Origin of the sequence: Aliirhizobium smilacinae, assembly GCF_006335145.1 — a bacterium.
Lineage (GTDB): Bacteria > Pseudomonadota > Alphaproteobacteria > Rhizobiales > Rhizobiaceae > Neorhizobium > Neorhizobium smilacinae.
Map to the genome: position 1 here is coordinate 94,665 of NZ_VDMN01000001.1, position 17,062 is coordinate 111,726.

Here is a 17,062-nt window from a genome sequence, read left to right on the forward strand (position 1 = left end):
TTTTCATTTGAGGATGTAAGAAGGAAGCGAATTATTGGTCTTCTGGAGAAGCGACATAGTCCTCCTCGATCTGTAACTCTGAAATCAGATCGATAACGATCTCCTCGGGCGAGCGGCCGGCGGTATCGACGACCAGCGGCTTGGTGTCCCACTCCTCGAAGATCCGGGCCTGCGTTTGGGCCCAGTCGGGTTTTACCAGTCCCGGAACATCGGTCACCCGCGTCTCGGCACGCCGGCGATGCTCGGCCTTGTCGGAACAAGTCACGTGAATTTCAGACGCCGGCACGCCCTGCCGTTCCGCTACCGCCCGCCATGCCCTTCGGGTAATCGTCAGGCTGTTTACCGAGTCGGCCACAACGATATGCCCCAGCGCGAGATTGTCCTCGGCCACGCCATAAGCGGCCATATATCCCGCAGGCCCAGGCTCGAGACCGGCGTTACGGATATTCTGTTCGATTGTATCGACACGCACATGAACAGCGCCGAGGCGGCGCGCCAGCGCTTTGGCAAGCGTCGTCTTTCCGGAACCGGGCAAGCCAGCAAGAATGATCAGCATAGGCACCTTCCCTGACTGTCTCGAACGATTCGGACGAGGGAAGCTTAACCTGCCTGCTGAAAAATCACATAGACTTCAAAGCCCAATCGACGATCTCGCCGCCGACCTTGGCATAGGCGCGGTCTAGCGCTTCGACAAAGTCGCTGTTCTTGGTTCCACGAACCGGAGAGGTCCCCTTGAAGACGGATTGGGCGCGAACGCTGCCATTGCGATCGTTGAGGATTTTTGCTGAAATCTCGACATTGGCGACGCGGCTGCCGCCGGTCGTGACTTCGAAGGCGCGGATGTCTGTCACGACCTGATAGTCGATCGCCAGACCCTGCCCCGGCTTGCCGACGCCGCCGACCCTGCCGGAATTCTCGAACGCTTCCACGAGCTTCGACTGCACCAGACGCGGGAGGCGGTCACCCCAGCGCGAGTTGGCGAGATACTGGACCTCCGAGGGAGAGACGCGGACTACGACCTGTTCGCTGTCCAGCATCTTCACAGCCGTCGGCTCGGGCACGAGGATCTGCCGGTTGCGGGCAGTCGGACCAGCGGTTGCGGGCGTCAGCGACAAGTCGAACGTGTCGTTGTTCGCCTTGGTGCCGCAGCCGGTAACCAGCGCCGCAAGCACGGGCAAGGTCAACAGCAATGAACGACGGCCGGCCTGCAGTTGCGGAAACTTGGATACGCTCATGAACTTCCTACCCTTGGCCCTTGGCCTTAACGTCTCGTCCTGCCGTCATATTCCTTGACGGTCTCGCCGCCGAAGAGCAAGCGCTGCGGATTCTGGTCGAAATTGGTGATGGTCTGGTTCAGCGAATTCACCGTGCGCCTCGTGTCGTCCACGAGTGCCTTGACGTCGCCAAGGCCACTGGAAGAGAAGCGCTGCAGGTTATCGGCAATCGGCCCGACGCGCGCGTTGATATTGTCGGCAACGGTGCGGAAGGATTCGAGCGTCTTGCGCGCTTCGGCAAACAGACCTTGCGAATCGTCGCTGGAGACAAGGCCGTCGACCTTGGCAAGAATGCCATCGACGCGGCTCGAGGCATTGTTGAGCTTCGTCGCCAGTTCGGTGAAGTCGGTGATCGCCTTGTTGATGTCGTCGGAGCGGTGCGACACGTCGTCGACGACGCTGCGTGCCGAGGCCAGCGTCTGGCGGGCATCTTCGGACGCCGCCGAAATATTGCGGATTGCCGTGCCGATCTGGCCCGGATCGACGGCCGCGAGAAGGCCGTCGGCGCGTTTCAACACGCCCTGCGCATCGACGCCAGCCTGTGCGAAGCTCGATGCGGTTTCCCGGACGCTATCGACGAGAGGACCAAAATTGTCCGATGCAACGGCAACATTGCGTGTCACCCGCTCGGCATTGGCGACGATCTGGTTGATCCTCTGGGCATCGATTGCACGAACCAGCTGATCCGCCGCTTCCAGCGTCGAATTCAGCGTGCCGGACACCCGGTCTACCGTCGCCGAAAGGCTCGAGAGGCTGTGCAGGAATTCATCGATGCTGCCTGAATTGTTGCTCAGCGCTGCGGTAAATGTCTCGACGTTGCGGATCGTCTGGGTCAGCGGCCCACGCGCATCGCCGACAAAGCCCTGGATATCGCCAATCGCCTGGTCGGCCCGTTCCAAAATCTTGTCGGCCGTCGCCAGAAGGTTGGTGACGCTCGACTGATCGGCGATCAACACAGCGGGCCGGCCAGCGTCCATCGCTTTCTGGAGGATATTCTCTTCACCCTTGGCACCGCCGGAAAGCTCGATATAGGCGGCGCCGGTGAGGCCCTGAACTTCGAGAACAGCCTTGGTTGTCTGGTATACGGGCGCGTCCGCGCGCACTTCGGTAAACGCGATCGAATAGCGCGGATCATCCGGATCGATCGACAGACCGCGCACGGAACCGACGGCAATACCGTTGAAGCGGACCGGAGAGCCGACCGAGAGGCCATTGGCGGAGCCGGGAATGCGAATCGCAAGCTCTGCCATCGGCCCGCCGCGGCCCGACTGCGCCATCCAGTAGACGAAACCGAAGGCGGCGGCGATCACCAGCAGCGTGAAGAAACCGACCAGGGCGTAATTTGCTTTGGTTTCCATGGATTAGGTCTTCCCTGCGTCTGTCGGGCCTGCCTTTGCCGGCGGCTGGTTTTCATTGGTCACGACGGAGCGCGCGCGCTTCCCGCGGAAATAGGACTGGACCCACGGATCATCAAAGTCGAACATATCCTGCAGCGTACCTTCAACCAATACCCGTTTCTCTCCGAGCACGGCAATACGGTCACAGACCGAAAATAGGCTGTCGAGGTCGTGGGTCACCATATACACGGTCAGTCCCAGCGTATCACGCAGCTTGGCGATCAGCGCATCGAAGTCGGCGGCACCGATCGGATCGAGACCCGATGTCGGTTCGTCGAGGAATACGAGATCCGGGTCGAGCGCCAGAGCTCGGGCAAGTGCCGCGCGCTTGATCATGCCGCCGGAGAGTTCAGACGGATATTTGTCGGCTGCATCGGGCGGCAGGCCGACCATTTCGAGCTTTACGTAAGCAAGCTCGTCCATCAGCGACTGCGGCAGATCGAGATATTCCCGCATCGGAAGCTGGATGTTTTCCTTCACGGTCAGTGCCGAAAACAATGCGCCATGCTGAAACAGCACGCCGAGACGGGTATCGAGCGCGATACGCTCCTCGTCCGAGGCAGTCTCGTAATTGGCGCCCAGGATTTCGATCGTGCCGGAACGGTGTGGGAGCAGGCGCAGCACGGTGCGCATCAGCACCGATTTGCCGGTACCGGAGGCACCGACGAAACCGAGAATTTCGCCGCGATAGATATCCAGATTGAGCTTGTCGAGAACGATCTTGTCGCCGAAACCCACGGTCAGATCGCGCACAGAAAGCACGACCTGCCGGTCGTCCTGTACTTTTCTTTCCATGGTCTGCTGTTCTTCTTCTGCCATGTCCATCGCCCTAGAAGTCGATCGCGGAGTAGAAGATGGCGAAAAGCGCATCGATGAGAATGACGGCGAAGATCGCTTTGACCACAGCTGCCGTAACGTGCTGGCCGAGCGATTCCGCACTGCCACCGACCTTCATGCCCTCGACGGCCGCGACGATGCCGATCGCCAGCGCCATAAACGGCGCCTTGATCATACCGGACGCGATCGAGGTATGGTCGATCGCCTCATGCAGCCGCGACAGGTAGGTGTCGAACGTGATCCCGGAATAAAGCAGCGCGACCACGGCTGCCCCGTAGAGGGCGGCAAAGTTTGCGATGATCGTCAGCAGCGGCAGTGCGATGGTCAGCGCCACCAGCCTTGGAAAAATCAGCACGCCGATGGGATTGAGGCCGATGACGGTCAGGGCATCGATCTCCTCACGCATCTTCATCGAGCCGATCTCGGCGGTGATCGCGCTGCCCGAGCGGCCGGCGATCATGATGGCGGTCAACAGCACGCCGATCTCGCGAAGCTGCAGGATGCCGACAAGGTCGACCACGAAGATTTCAGCGCCGAAATAACGAAGCTGGAAAGCTCCCTGCTGGGCGATGATCGCGCCGATCAGGAAGGACATGAGCACGATGATCGGAACCGCGCGAACGCCCATGCGGTCGATATGGGTGACCACGGATGCAGGCGAAACGCCGGCGCCGCGGCCGAACTTCAACTGGGCACCGCGGACTGCGGAACCGAGGATGTTCATTGCCGCGTAAAAATCCCTGCCGACATCAACGACAAGCTTTCCGGGCGGCGTGAATATGCGCTCGAACCGGCCACGCTTGTCGGGGCCTGCGGACGGCGGTGCGGGCGTTGTCTCCGGCAGAGCCCCGATCAGTTCCTCGATCGTGCCATTGCCACCGGAAAGCTTGGCTTCACGCCCCTCGCCGCCTTTGGCGGTCATCAAGCGGCGAATCAGCCAGGCGCCGGCAGTATCTATTCCGGAGATGCCAGAGAGGTCGATTTCGACCGCCTTCTGGCTGCCGGTCTTGCCGAGATGATCGAGATCCTTGAGGACGCCGGCGACGGAGTGATTACGCCAATCCCCCGTCAGAACATAACGTTCCCCGCCATCCGGCAATTCTTCTGCTTCGATTTTTGCCAGGCTGGAACTCACGGGGTACGGGTGCTCGCTTACTATGTCGTTGACGCAATGCATTGATTGCGTTCCGGGAAAACGCAATATAGCGGTATCGACCGGATTTGCCACAACAGGACGCTGAAAACGATGGCCCGTCACCTTGAAGCAACAATCGAGGCATTTCCCATCGCCGGCAGCTTCACCATCTCGCGAGGTTCCAAGACACAGGCGGACGTCATCGTCTGCACCATTTCCGAGGATGGATTGTCGGGCCGCGGCGAATGCGTTCCCTATCGTCGTTATGGCGAAACGATGGACAGTGTCATGGCCGAGATAATGGCCGCAACAAAGGCGATCGAGCCCGGTTTGATGCGGGATGGGCTGCAATCTGCGATGAAGCCCGGAGCTGCCCGCAACGCTGTCGATTGCGCGCTCTGGGACCTTGAGGCCAAGCGGTCGCAACGCCCCGTCGCAACAGTCATCGGCGCAAGCGGCCGCGAACCTATCGTCACGGCATTCACTTTGTCGCTAGCGGAGCCGGAAGCCATGGGTGCGGATGCGCTTAAAAATCACGAACGGCCGCTTTTGAAGATCAAGCTCGGAACGGAAGACGACGAATCGCGCATGCGCGCTGTACGCGATTCGGCACCCGACGCCCGGATCATCGTCGATGCCAACGAAGGCTGGACGAGCGAAAATATCGAGCGGCATCTGGCAATCGCCCACGAACTGAAGATTTCGCTGATCGAGCAGCCGCTTCCCGTTGGCATGGATGCGATCCTGTCGCGCATCGAAAGGCTCGTTCCGATCTGTGCCGACGAGAGCGTCCATTCGACCGCCGATCTCGTTTCCCTGCGCGACCGCTACGATGCCGTCAACATCAAGCTCGACAAGACCGGAGGGCTGACGGAAGCGCTGCTGATGAAGGCCGAAGCCGAACGGCTCGGCTTCCAGATCATGGTCGGCTGCATGGTGGGAACGTCACTCGCCATGGCGCCCGCCGTTCTGCTGGCAAAAGATACAGACTATGCCGACCTCGATGGCCCGTTACTTCTTGCCCAGGATCGACCGGGCGGGCTTCGCTACGAAGGTTCGCTCGTCTATCCGCCGACACCCGACCTGTGGGGTTGAGACCGCGCCGCAAAGGCGAGCACGGCTAGCCCAAGCAATGCCAGAAGCGCCATGGCAAAATATCCATAAATCTCCAGCTGACGGTAGATGATGCCCGCAAGCAATGTCGATATCGCCAGGAACGCGCCGTTATAGGCGACGTAGACGCCCTGCGCAGAGGCCTGTTGGTCCTCGCCGACCATCTCCGAAAGACGGTATTGAAGTCCGAGGTGAACGCAGGCGAAGCTGAAGGCGTGAAAGATCTGTAGGAGTCCGTAATACCAGACGTCGGATCCGAGCGGAAAAAACGTCCAGCGCAGGATCGCCATCAAACAACCGAAATACAGGAGACCGAGTGGAGTAAGGCGCCTTGCCAGGCTGCCAGAAACGAAAAAGATGCCGATTTCCGCAATGACGCCGATGCACCACAAGGCCGAGATCGCGCCATTGGAAAAGCCCATTGTCTGCCACTGGATCGTGCTGAATCCGTAAAACATGCCGTGGCTCGACTGGATGAGCGAGGCCCCGATCAGGAGGAGATGAACGGGCGCGCCAAGCGGGCGACTCGATGCTCTGAGCGGCCGCGCAGCTCGACGCGACCCAGGTTCCGGGTCTAGCCGAGGCGCGATGAAGGCGACGAAAAAGGAGGTCAGCAGTACTCCGGCCAGCATCAGCGGGATGGCAATATTGCCGATTGCCGTCGAAAGGCTTCCGGCAATCAGGGTGGTCGCCACGAAGCCGACCGACCCCCATACCCGCAATTTCCCGTAGTGAAATCCCCATCGTTTGACGCCGGAGATCGAAATCGACTCGACCATCGGCGTGTAGGGCGCAAACAAAGCCGCCTGCACGGCCACCGCTGCAAACACGACCCAGAAGTCGCCACTCACGATCAGCCCAAGAATGGACAGCAGCGAGGTGCCTGCCGACCAGACGAGAATATGGCGGGGATCGGACGCTCGTGCGGAAAGAAACCCCGTCCCCATTGCCACGAAAACACGAAACACCACCTGAGCCGCAAGGATTGCGCCGATCTGCATCGGCGTGAAATTCAGGCCATGCAGCCATAGCGGAAGATACGGCACCAAAATGCCGTTGAGCGACATGGGAGCGGCATAGGCCAACGAGCAACGAAGCTGGAACTGCGGCGGCGCGGCAGACGGTTTTTCGGCAATGTTCACGGAATCACAAATGGCGGTGAAAGTCGTCGAAGACTATCACCGCCATTTGTAATGGGAACCGGCCTACACGTTTAATGCGAGAACAAAATGTATCGCTCGTGAGCGATTTCGTGTCGATCACGCGGCCTGCATATCCTTGCTTTTCACCGGTGCCGGCAGAGCGTGGAGTTCGGCGGTTACCTTGATCTCACGCCATGTGATCAGCTCCAGCGAACCATCATGGTTTTCGGCAATCGCGGTGCAGCTTTCCACCCAGTCGCCGGTATTGACGTAATGGATGCCCTCGATGTCGGTCATGACCGCGTGGTGGATATGCCCGCAGATGACGCCGTCGACCTTGTTGCGGCGGGCTTCGTCGGCCACGACCTTCTGGAACTCGCCGATGAAATTGACCGCATGCTTGACCTGCAGCTTGGCCCAGGCCGAAAAAGACCAGTAGGGCATGCCGAGACGACGGCGCACCGCGGCCAGCACGACGTTGATGGCGATCGCGGCGTCATAGGCCCAGTCGCCGAGATAGGCGAGAAGGCGCGCATTGCGGACGACCACGTCGAATTCGTCGCCATGCAGGACCAGATATTTCTTGCCGTCCGCCATTTCGTGGATCGCGCGATCGGCGACCTCGATACCGCCGAAATGGGTACCCGGGAAATCCCGCAGAAATTCGTCGTGGTTGCCGGGAATATAAACGATGCGGGTTCCCTTGCGCGCCTTGCGCAAAAGCTTCTGGACCACGTCGTTGCAGCCCTGAGGCCAGAACCAGCTGCGCTTCAGCCGCCAGCCGTCGACGATGTCTCCCACGAGGAAGACCGTCTCCGCTTCATGATATTTCAAGAAATCGAGCAGGAGCTCTGTCCGCGCCGCCTTCGAACCAAGATGTACGTCGGAGATGAACAAGGTCCTGAAATTCCTGATCTCACCTGCTCCTGCCACGGAAGTCGTCCTTTCATATCCCGCCCTGCCGCCTGAAAATCAGACTCTTGTTTCAGGATGATGACAGGAGGCCGATCCGACACCTGCGGTTGCTTGTCCGATTTCCTCTCTTTGATCAAATTAGCTGCTGTTACAGGTCGCCGTTTGATGTAATGAGAGGCCGCATTCTCCCCGACATAGACAGACTTGATAGGGTAAAGCAGGAGTGAGTATGGACGCGCAGGACAATTCGAAATCGGGCCCGCTGAGCAGTGCGGATCTTGATGAACAGGCACTGTTTTTCCACCGGTATCCGCGTCCCGGCAAGCTGGAGATCCAGGCCACCAAGCCGCTTGGAAACCAGCGTGACCTGGCGCTCGCCTATTCTCCGGGTGTTGCTGCGCCCTGCCTTGCGATCCGCGACAATCCGGATGCCGCTGCCGATTATACGGCGCGCGCCAACCTTGTCGCCGTCATTTCCAATGGCACGGCCGTGCTCGGGCTCGGCAATATCGGGCCGCTGGCATCCAAGCCGGTGATGGAAGGCAAGGCCGTTCTGTTCAAGAAATTCGCCGGCATCGACGTCTTCGACATCGAGATCGATGCCCCCGGCATTGACGAGATGGTCTCGACCGTCTCCGCACTGGAACCGACCTTCGGCGGTATCAACCTTGAAGACATCAAGGCGCCAGAATGTTTCGAAGTCGAGCGCCAGCTGCGCGAGAAGATGAACATCCCGGTCTTCCATGACGACCAGCATGGTACCGCGATCATCGTTGCAGCGGCGATCCTGAACGGTCTGGAACTTGCCGGCAAGTCGATCACCAACGTCAAGATCGTTACTTCGGGTGCCGGTGCCGCAGCACTCGCCTGCCTTAACCTCCTCGTTTCGCTCGGTGCGAAAAAAGAAAATATCTGGGTGCATGACATCGAAGGCCTCGTCTACGAAGGCCGTATCGAGCTGATGGACGAATGGAAGTCGGTCTATGTGCAGAAGAGCGACAACCGCGTTCTCGCCGACAGCATCGACGGCGCCGACGTCTTCCTCGGCCTCTCCGCTCCCGGCGTATTGAAGCCGGAACTTCTCGTGCGCATGGCGGAAAAGCCGCTGATCATGGCTCTTGCCAATCCGACGCCGGAAATCATGCCGGAACTCGCCCGTCAGGCGCGCCCGGATGCGATGATCTGCACCGGCCGCTCCGACTTCGCCAACCAGGTGAACAACGTTCTCTGTTTCCCGTATATCTTCCGCGGCGCGCTCGATTGCGGCGCGAGCACGATCAACGAGGAAATGAAGATGGCCGCGGTCAAGGCCATCGCGGCACTTGCGCGCGAAGAGGTTTCGGATGTCGCGGCAAGGGCCTATTCCGGTGAAACGCCGATCTTCGGCCCGGACTACCTGATCCCCTCGCCGTTCGATCCGCGCCTCATCCTGCGCATCGCACCGGCTGTTGCCCGCGCGGCCGCTGAAAGCGGCGTCGCTGCACGCCCGATCCAGGATTTCGAAGCCTATCTCGACCAGCTGAACCGTTTCGTCTGGCGTTCCGGCTTTGTCATGAAGCCGATCTTCGCGGCCGCCAAGTCCGCCGAAAAGAAGCGCGTGATCTTTGCCGAAGGCGAGGACGAACGCGTGCTGCGTGCTGCCCAGGTGCTGCTTGAGGAGGAGATCGCCCGTCCAGTCCTGATCGGCCGTCCTTCCGTCATCGAAGCCCGATTGCAGCGTTTCGGCATCCGCATCCGCCCGAATGTCGATTTCAGCGTCGTCAACCCGGAAGACGATCCGCGTTACCGCGACTATGTCGAGGATTATTTCGCGTTGGTCGGCCGCAATGGCGTCAATCCGGAAACGGCCAGGACCGTCGTGCGCACCAACAACACCGTGATCGGTGCCCTGTCGGTGAAGCGCGGCGAAGCCGATGCGCTGATCTGCGGTCTCGAAGGCCGCTACGACCGTCATCTGCGCGATGTCAACCAGATCATCGGCAAGCGTGAAGGCGCCTGCACCAATGCCGGTCTCAGCCTGCTGATTTCGCAGCAGGGCGCAATCTTCTTCACCGACACTTTCGTCAACTATAATCCGACTGCCGAAGAACTTGCTGAGATCACTATCCTGGCTGCGCAGGAAGTCCGCCGTTTCGGCATCGAACCGAAAGCCGCGCTGATCTGCCACTCCAATTTCGGTTCCCGCGATTCGGAAAGCGCCCGCAAGATGCGCGCAGCATTGGAGATCATCCGCAAGGATGCACCCGAACTCGAGGTCGATGGCGAAATGCAGGGCGGTTCGGCGCTCAACGAGGCGCTGCGCAAGCGCGCCATGCCGAATAGTTCGCTTACGGGCGAGGCCAATCTCCTGGTTTTCCCGAACCTCGATGCGGCCAATATCTCGCTCGGTCTCGTGCGGATGATGATGGACGCGCTGCATGTCGGTCCGATCCTGCTCGGCACCAGCAAGCCGGCGCATATCCTGGCGCCTTCCGTCACGTCGCGCGGCGTCGTCAACATGGCGGCACTCGCGGTGGTCGAGGCGTCCCAGCCGGAACCGGTTTCGCTGGCGAAATAACCGGCTGCGGGAAGCTTCGAGGCAAGTTTCCCGCATGCTCGCCATGCCAGGTTGATCCGCCGCATAACCCATGCGACAGGTGAGACATGAGATATCCGAAGGCGCATACTCTGACATCGCTGGTGGTTGCCTCGCTGCTTCTGCCGCAGCCGACATTTGCACGCGATGTCGAGGTCTGTGCCAATCTCTACCGGCGTCTCAACAGCACGCCGCAAGTTATCGGCACGAGCAGCAGCGTGCGCCGTTACGCGCAGGATCTCAGCGCGCTCAATGCGGATATCCGCCAGTTGCGGATTGATATGCGGAGACAGGGTTGTGGCAGCGGCAGCATCGTGACACTCGGTTCAGATGTCGATGGCGACGAATGTCGCTATATGCAGGATACGTTGCAGCGGCTCGAAGACGAACGTTCGGGGCTGACCGAACAACGCAACAGCACCCGCTCGCTGCTGCAGCCGTCGGAAGAACGGGTCGCCATCCTGTCGGCAATTCGCGCCAACAATTGCACGCCGAGCGATCTCTACATCCAGACGGATCTCGACGAAAAGGAACGTATGCGCATCCGGGGCCTTGCCCTTCCCAAGCCGGATGAGCCCAATCCGGACGATCCGAATTCCAGCATTACCCATCTGGGCAGCACCTCGCCGGCTCCGGCTCCGACCAAGGAGGAGCCGATCCAGTTTCCCCCCGATCGCCCTTATGATCCGGGAAAAAGGGTCCGGGCCGTCGGGCCGCAATTTTTCCCGCAGGAAGATATCGATCTCGCCAACCCGAAATCAAACGGCCAGCAACCGTTGCAGCAGTGACTACTTGCGGCCCCAGCCATCCTGGAAAACGAGATCCTCCAGTGCCAGCCGCTGACGCCAGCCCTTGATTGCCAGTTCCGGTTCACCGTAAAGCGCATCGACATAACCGAGACACAGCCAGGCAACGATCTCGACGCGTTCGGGGATGCCGAGAAGCGCGCGGATATCCGCATCGTGAAATATGCTGACCCAGCCGACGCCGATACCTTCCGCCCGCGCAGCAAGCCAGAGGTTCTGGATGGCGCAGACGGTCGAGTAACTGTCCATGCGGCTGTTGTGGGTCCGTCCCAGCACCACCGGCCCGGCGCGGTCGGGATCGCTGGTGACGCAGATCGACAACGGCGCTTTTCGTATTCCCTCCAGTTTGAGGGTTTTATAGGTGCTGCGCTTTTCCTCGGGAAACATCGCCTCAGCCTCGATATTGGCGCGGGAAAAGGCATCCCATGCCGACTGCCGAACGGCCACGTCACGGATCAGGATGAAGTTCCACGGCTGCATGAAGCCCACAGATGGTGCGGCATGCGCCGCATCCAGCAGCCGCCGCAAGACGTTATCCGGGATCGGATCAGGCAGGAACTGGTCGCGCACGTCTCGTCGCGTTTCGATGGCGCGATAAACCGCGGCACGTTCGTCGTCGGAAAACGCTTCGGCCGCCACGAGGCCGCCATTCAAATCATCAGGTCGCATCGTCTTTCCCCAACAACGCATGTGGATTGCGGCGGCCGTCACGACAGCCCGCAAACCACGCAACCTGTCCGCCGTCCGCGCGGATCGGTCCATCTCGTCAGGCCGGTCTTCTGACTTGGCATCATCCGGTCATCGCCGCCTTCCCGGAAAGATCCAGTGGCATCAAGACGACGACCGTCCACCTCACAGCGTTGGGCACGTGCCGGAATTTCACCGGCTTCCCGATTCTCCCATCGAGGATGGGCACCTGACGGGTGTCGTTATGCTGATTGAATAGGGCCGGCGCAAGGCCGTTCACGCCGCAGGGAAATAGCGGACATAAGCAAATTCATCACCATCCGGTGACCAGTTGGGAGAGTTCATCGTGCCTTGCCCGCCAAACAGTTCGAACAGGGTTTCGACATTGCCTCCATCCATATCCATTAGCCGGACGCGGACATTCTGATCGCGCGGATGGTCGAAGACGTCGGCGTCGTAAGAGACGAAAACGATCTTGTTACCCTTCGGCGACGGATGCGGAAACCAGTCGCCGAAATCGCTGCGGGTGATGCGCTCCGCGTCGCCACCGGTTGCCGGAACCCGCCAGATCTGCATCAGCTCCGTGCGGCTGGAATTGAAGTAGATCCAGCAGCCATCCGGCGAATAATCCGGCCCGTCATTGCGACCCTCGCCGAATGTCAGCCTCGTCTCGTTTTTGCCATCGATGCCGATCGTATAGATGTCGAAGACCTGATCGCGGATGCCGCAATAAGCGAATGTCTTTCCGTCCGGCGACCAGCCATGCCAGTAAGAGGGCAGGTTTTCCGTAATCAGCTTCGGTGTTCCGCCCTCAGCCTCCAGCACGTAGATCGCCGATTTGCCGAACGCGACCTTGTCCGATACCGCAATCAGAGATCCGTCCGGCGAAATGCCGTGGTCGTTGTTGCAGAGCGTCGCAAAGCCCGTATCGACCCGCTTCGGGCCGTCGTCACCGGTTGGAGACAGACGATAGATCAGACCATCGGCATTGAGCATCAGATAGTCACCATCCGGCGACCAGTTCGGTGCTTCGAACAATCGCTCCGTTTGCCAGACAATCCGGCTTTGACGGGTGCGGATATTGTAGATTTCGACGGAACTGCGCAGCGCCACGATCGCCTCCCTTACCTGTCGCGGAAGCGGTTGGTGATCGGGTAACGACGGTCGCGGCCAAAGTTCTTCTTGGTGATCTTCACACCCGGTGCCGACTGCCGCCGTTTGTATTCGGCAAGATAGAGCAGATGCTCGATCCGGTGAACGGTCGCCACATCATGACCGCGGGCGACAATGTCGTCCGTGCCCATCTCCAGCTCCACCAGGCATTCAAGAATGTCGTCCAGCGCCGGATAGGGCGGCAGCGAATCCTGGTCGGTCTGGTCCGGCCGCAATTCGGCTGATGGCGCCTTCGAAATGATGTTCTGCGGGATCACCTCGCCGGACGGACCGAGCGCGCCTGCAGGTACATTGTGGTTGCGCCATTCTGCCAGCGCGTAGACCTGCATCTTGTAGAGGTCCTTGATCGGGTTGAACCCGCCGTTCATGTCGCCGTAGAGCGTCGCATAACCGACCGACATTTCCGACTTGTTGCCGGTCGTCACCACCATGGAGCCAAACTTGTTGGAGATCGCCATCAGGATCGTGCCGCGCGTGCGGCTCTGCAGGTTCTCTTCGGTAATACCTTCGTCCGTGCCCTCGAACATATCCGAAAGCGACGCGAGAAATCCTTCGACGGGATCTGCAATCGGCACGATATCGTAGCGGCAGCCGAGCGCTCTGGCGCAGTCGGCGGCATCCTTGAACGAATCTTCCGACGTGTAACGATAGGGCAGCATGATAGTGCGCACCCTCTCCTCGCCCAGCGCATCGACGGCGATCGCCGCGCAGACCGCCGAATCGATACCGCCGGACAAGCCCAGCACCACCGACTTGAAACCGTTCTTGTTCACATAGTCGCGGAAGCCGAGCATGCAGGCGTGGTAGTCGGCCTCTTCCTTTTCGGGGATACGCACCATCGGGCCGGGCTGGCAGCGCCATCCGCCCTCTTCGCGTCTCCAGTCGGTGACGACGATGGCCGGCTCGAATTGCGAAAGCTGGAAGGCCAAAGACTTGTCGGCGTTAAAGGCGAAGCTCGCACCGTCGAAGACCAGTTCGTCCTGGCCGCCGAGCTGGTTTGCAAAGACCAGCGGCAGACCGCTTTCGATCACCTGCCGCAGGGCCACCTGATACCGGACATCGAGTTTGCCGCGATAATAAGGGGAGCCGTTCGGCACCAGCAGGATCTCCGCACCACTCTCAGCCAGCGTCTCGCAGACGCCCATTTCGTTCCAGATCTCCTCGCAGATCGGAACACCGATGCGAATCCCCCTGAAATTGTAGGGGCCGGAAATTGATCCCTCGGTAAAGACGCGCTTTTCGTCGAACTCTCCGTAATTCGGCAAATCGATCTTGTCGCGAATCGCGACGATATTGCCGGCATCGAGCAGTGCCACGGCATTGTGGCGCCCTGTCTCGCCCTGGCGTGGGAAACCGATGAGAACGCCCGGTCCGCCATCCGCGGTGTCGGCAGCGAGCGCCTCGACAGCCTTGAGGCAGGCCGTCAGGAACGATGGCTTGAGCACGAGATCTTCCGGCGGATAACCCGAAATGAAAAGCTCGGTGAGCATCAGGAGATCGGCACCCTCGCGGGCGGCATCCCGACGGGCCTCGCGGGCCAGAGCAAGATTGCCGGCGACATCGCCGACCGTGGGATTGAGCTGGGCAATCGCGATACGCAAAGTCTTGGGATCATTCTGGGTCATGACCGAGATTTAATGCCACGACGCATTTGTCGCAACGGTCTTGGCAGGTGAATTTTCGGCGACAGTCGTCGGCGATCGATCTCCCGTCCGATCCGCCGCCTTCGCCGCTCCAGATCACTTCTTTATATTCGTCTCATCTATTTTAGTGATGCCTTAATTGATGATGCGGATAATCCGTTCAAAAAGAGATCGGAGGAGACGGATGCGTATCCGGCGGTACATGACCAATACATCTGGGGCGGCGGCGGTCGAGTTTGCCATCGTCTCCCCACTCTTCTTTCTCGCCCTGCTCAGCATGATCGCCTACGGTATCTATCTGTCGGCCGCCCATTCCGTGCAGCAGCTGGCGGCAGACGCCGCACGCACTGCCGTTGCCGGCATGAGCGACACCGAGCGCAAGAGCCTCGTGGCGGATTTCGTTTCCCGTTCGACGATCGACAGTGCATTCCTCGACAAATCGAAGCTGACGATGACCGCCCAGGCCGATCCGACCAATCCGAACCAGTTCACCGTGGCGCTCACCTACGACGCCAGCAACCTGCCGATCTTCAGTCTCTTCACCTACGCCATGCCGAGCAGTCAGATCAAACGGTTCGCAACCGTTCGCGTCGGAGGCATCTGAATGTCATCCACCGGGAGAAAATGGTTCGCCAGCGAAGCCGGGAATGTTGCGATCACCGCGGCGCTTTGCCTGCCGCTGATGATCAGCGCGCTCGCGCTGGGAGTCGATTACGGATACCTGACCCTGCAGCAGCGCGAATTACAGACGACCGCCGACCTAGCGGCAATTTCCGCTGCCTCCAACCCGAGCAGTCCCGAGACCGGCGTCGCGGACTATATGAACCTCAACAACAAGAACATCGCCGTCCTGAAAAACGGACAACTTCTGAACAAGGGGGCACCCGTTGCCTTCACCCTGGAGACAGTGTTCGATAAGTTCGAGGCTTATGCCGAAGTGATCAGCGGGCGGTACCAGGCCGATTCTTCGGTCGCCGTCGGCACCCGCTTCCAGTCCGGCGTCGCCCCCTATGATGCCGTTAAAGTCAACGTTTACCAGAAGGGCGGGCTTTTCTTCGGCGGTTCTCTGACAAAGGCGCCGATGCTGAATGCCAGCGGCACGGCCGCGATCGACAAGATGGCGTCATTCTCTGTCGGCTCCCGTCTTGCCAGCCTTAACGGCGGGGTCGTCAACGCGCTGCTCGGCAACCTTCTCGGAACCACCGTCAACCTGTCGGTGATGGATTACCAATCGCTGGCCAATGCCAATATCGACCTGCTCAAGGTCTTTGACCAACTGGCGATCAAGCTCAACCTGACAGCCGGCACCTATACCGACCTGCTCAACACCGATATTTCCTACGGCACGCTCCTGAACGCCATCGGCCAGACGACCGGCGTCACACCTGCCGTGGCGGCGATCGTCAAGTCGCTGGAAAAGACGCTCGGTAACACCAAGCTTACCGTCAAGCTGAAGGACATCATGGATATCGGACCGCTCGGCTCGCGGCTGATCGGCAAGAGCGACGGCCTGACCGTGCAGACGGATATATTCAACCTGATCAGCGCCACGGCGAATGCCGCAAATGGCGGCACCAACCAGATAGACCTCGATCTCGGCGCAACCATACCCGGTCTCGGCGGGTTGACCCTGTCGGTGGCGGTCGGCGAGCCTCCTGTCGGTTCGAAAGCACTTGGTATCGGCAGAACCGGCTCGATCGTGCGGACCGCCCAGACGCGTGTCGCCCTGACAACGACAGTCGACGGCCTTACCGGCCTGCTCGGCATCAAGATCAAGGTGCCGCTCTATCTCGAAGTCGCCAATGCGGAAGGCCGCATGTCGTCGATCACCTGCCCCAGCGGCGCGACCGGAGCGACGGTGAATGTCGAGGCCGTTCCGGGCGTGCTGGAACTGTCGCTCGGCGATGTCGACAAGTCAGCCTTTGCCAATTTCGGCAAGGACCCGCGCGTGACCAAGACCAAGATGGTCGCGACACCTGCACTTAATCTGACAGCGCTCGCCTATGCCAATGCGACCAATGTGAACACCACGCAGCTTTCCTTCTCCCCCTCGGACATATCGAGCCAGAAGGTGAAACAGGCCTCGACGAAAAACACCGTCTCGACGCTGGTGGATTCGCTGCTCAAGAACCTGCAGCTCGAAGTCGAAATTCTGGGCCTGAGGGTCGAAGTGCCTTCCGCACTGCTTGGCGGGCTCGCCGACACGTTGAGACTGCTGACCACGCCACTCGACCAGGTTCTCTACAGTGTCCTGTCCATCATCGGCGTCAAGGTCGGAGAGGTCGACGTGCGGGTCGGCGGCGCATCATGCCGCAATCCGGTCCTCGTTCAGTAAGCTCAGTACTCGTCCGGCAATTTTGTTCAG

General features: G+C 60.0%; 15 protein-coding genes and 1 riboswitch. Of the genes, 5 read left to right on the forward strand and 10 right to left on the reverse strand.

Translation table 11 applies throughout. From position 1 onward, the window contains the following. Window positions 1–31 precede the first annotated feature (31 nt). From FHP24_RS00410 to FHP24_RS00430, 5 genes are read right to left on the reverse strand one after another with little or no spacing between them, the layout of a single operon-like run. Entirely contained in the window at window positions 32–562 is a 531-nt protein-coding gene (locus FHP24_RS00410) for an AAA family ATPase (protein WP_281287382.1), read from the reverse strand. A 58-nt stretch (window positions 563–620) separates the two neighbouring features. Continuing rightward, the gene (locus tag FHP24_RS00415; protein ID WP_139671317.1) at window positions 621–1,235 is read right to left on the reverse strand and encodes an ABC-type transport auxiliary lipoprotein family protein; all 615 of its coding nucleotides are present in this window, start codon (window positions 1,233–1,235) and stop codon (window positions 621–623) included. Between the two features lie 26 nt (window positions 1,236–1,261). Further along, on the reverse strand, window positions 1,262–2,632 hold the full coding sequence (locus FHP24_RS00420; RefSeq protein ID WP_139671320.1) for an MlaD family protein: 1,371 nt from the start codon (window positions 2,630–2,632) through the stop codon (window positions 1,262–1,264). A 3-nt stretch (window positions 2,633–2,635) separates the two neighbouring features. Further along, complete coding sequence (locus FHP24_RS00425) at window positions 2,636–3,490, reverse strand: ABC transporter ATP-binding protein (RefSeq protein WP_246091553.1); 855 nt, start codon at window positions 3,488–3,490, stop codon at window positions 2,636–2,638. Window positions 3,491–3,500: 10 nt separating this feature from the next. Next, window positions 3,501–4,685 carry an ABC transporter permease gene (locus tag FHP24_RS00430; protein WP_139671323.1) on the reverse strand — a complete coding sequence of 395 codons (1,185 nt, stop codon included), beginning with the start codon at window positions 4,683–4,685 and terminating at the stop codon, window positions 3,501–3,503. A 69-nt stretch (window positions 4,686–4,754) separates the two neighbouring features. Here FHP24_RS00430 and dgcA point away from each other — a divergent pair, with 69 nt between their 5' ends. Beyond that, window positions 4,755–5,738, forward strand: a complete 984-nt coding sequence (gene dgcA, locus FHP24_RS00435) for an N-acetyl-D-Glu racemase DgcA (RefSeq protein ID WP_139671326.1) — start codon at window positions 4,755–4,757, stop codon at window positions 5,736–5,738. Here dgcA and FHP24_RS00440 read toward each other — a convergent pair. Both FHP24_RS00440 and FHP24_RS00445 read right to left on the reverse strand, forming a co-directional pair. After that, entirely contained in the window at window positions 5,708–6,898 is a 1,191-nt protein-coding gene (locus tag FHP24_RS00440) for an MFS transporter (RefSeq protein WP_139671329.1), read from the reverse strand. The two genes, dgcA and FHP24_RS00440, sit on opposite strands and share 31 nt — an antisense overlap. Window positions 6,899–7,015: 117 nt before the next feature. After that, window positions 7,016–7,831: a UDP-2,3-diacylglucosamine diphosphatase gene (locus FHP24_RS00445; RefSeq protein WP_139671332.1), complete on the reverse strand. Its 816-nt coding sequence runs from the start codon at window positions 7,829–7,831 to the stop codon at window positions 7,016–7,018. Window positions 7,832–8,042: 211 nt separating this feature from the next. On the opposite strand from FHP24_RS00445, the gene FHP24_RS00450 reads away from it, so the two are divergent. After that, entirely contained in the window at window positions 8,043–10,370 is a 2,328-nt protein-coding gene (locus FHP24_RS00450; RefSeq protein WP_139671336.1) for an NADP-dependent malic enzyme, read from the forward strand. 86 nt (window positions 10,371–10,456) lie between these two features. Further along, the gene (locus FHP24_RS00455; protein WP_139671340.1) at window positions 10,457–11,176 is read left to right on the forward strand and encodes a hypothetical protein; all 720 of its coding nucleotides are present in this window, start codon (window positions 10,457–10,459) and stop codon (window positions 11,174–11,176) included. Here FHP24_RS00455 and bluB read toward each other — a convergent pair whose 3' ends face one another. From bluB to FHP24_RS00470, 3 genes are all read right to left on the reverse strand, one after another. Then, window positions 11,177–11,863, reverse strand: a complete 687-nt coding sequence (gene bluB / locus FHP24_RS00460) for a 5,6-dimethylbenzimidazole synthase (RefSeq protein ID WP_139671344.1) — start codon at window positions 11,861–11,863, stop codon at window positions 11,177–11,179. It lies immediately after the preceding gene. Window positions 11,864–11,946: 83 nt separating this feature from the next. After that, window positions 11,947–12,129: riboswitch (cobalamin riboswitch) on the reverse strand. Between the two features lie 28 nt (window positions 12,130–12,157). Beyond that, window positions 12,158–12,988 carry a TolB family protein gene (locus FHP24_RS00465; RefSeq protein ID WP_139676054.1) on the reverse strand — a complete coding sequence of 277 codons (831 nt, stop codon included), beginning with the start codon at window positions 12,986–12,988 and terminating at the stop codon, window positions 12,158–12,160. A gap of 17 nt (window positions 12,989–13,005) precedes the next feature. Then, entirely contained in the window at window positions 13,006–14,679 is a 1,674-nt protein-coding gene (locus FHP24_RS00470; protein WP_139671348.1) for an NAD+ synthase, read from the reverse strand. Window positions 14,680–14,881: 202 nt separating this feature from the next. On the opposite strand from FHP24_RS00470, the gene FHP24_RS00475 reads away from it, so the two are divergent. Further along, entirely contained in the window at window positions 14,882–15,301 is a 420-nt protein-coding gene (locus FHP24_RS00475; protein WP_139671351.1) for a TadE family protein, read from the forward strand. Continuing rightward, on the forward strand, window positions 15,302–17,032 hold the full coding sequence (locus tag FHP24_RS00480; RefSeq protein WP_139671354.1) for a pilus assembly protein TadG-related protein: 1,731 nt from the start codon (window positions 15,302–15,304) through the stop codon (window positions 17,030–17,032). Window positions 17,033–17,062 lie beyond the last annotated feature (30 nt).

Coding starts and splice junctions, on each gene's coding strand:
- FHP24_RS00450 (WP_139671336.1), top strand. CDS start 8,043: ATGGACGCGCAGGACAATTCGAAATCGGGCCCGCTGAGCAGTGCGGAT.
- FHP24_RS00415 (WP_139671317.1), bottom strand. CDS start 1,235: ATGAGCGTATCCAAGTTTCCGCAACTGCAGGCCGGCCGTCGTTCATTG.
- FHP24_RS00480 (WP_139671354.1), top strand. CDS start 15,302: ATGTCATCCACCGGGAGAAAATGGTTCGCCAGCGAAGCCGGGAATGTT.
- FHP24_RS00455 (WP_139671340.1), top strand. CDS start 10,457: ATGAGATATCCGAAGGCGCATACTCTGACATCGCTGGTGGTTGCCTCG.
- FHP24_RS00425 (WP_246091553.1), bottom strand. CDS start 3,490: ATGGCAGAAGAAGAACAGCAGACCATGGAAAGAAAAGTACAGGACGAC.
- FHP24_RS00470 (WP_139671348.1), bottom strand. CDS start 14,679: ATGACCCAGAATGATCCCAAGACTTTGCGTATCGCGATTGCCCAGCTC.
- bluB (WP_139671344.1), bottom strand. CDS start 11,863: ATGCGACCTGATGATTTGAATGGCGGCCTCGTGGCGGCCGAAGCGTTT.
- FHP24_RS00430 (WP_139671323.1), bottom strand. CDS start 4,685: ATGCATTGCGTCAACGACATAGTAAGCGAGCACCCGTACCCCGTGAGT.
- dgcA (WP_139671326.1), top strand. CDS start 4,755: ATGGCCCGTCACCTTGAAGCAACAATCGAGGCATTTCCCATCGCCGGC.
- FHP24_RS00475 (WP_139671351.1), top strand. CDS start 14,882: ATGCGTATCCGGCGGTACATGACCAATACATCTGGGGCGGCGGCGGTC.
- FHP24_RS00420 (WP_139671320.1), bottom strand. CDS start 2,632: ATGGAAACCAAAGCAAATTACGCCCTGGTCGGTTTCTTCACGCTGCTG.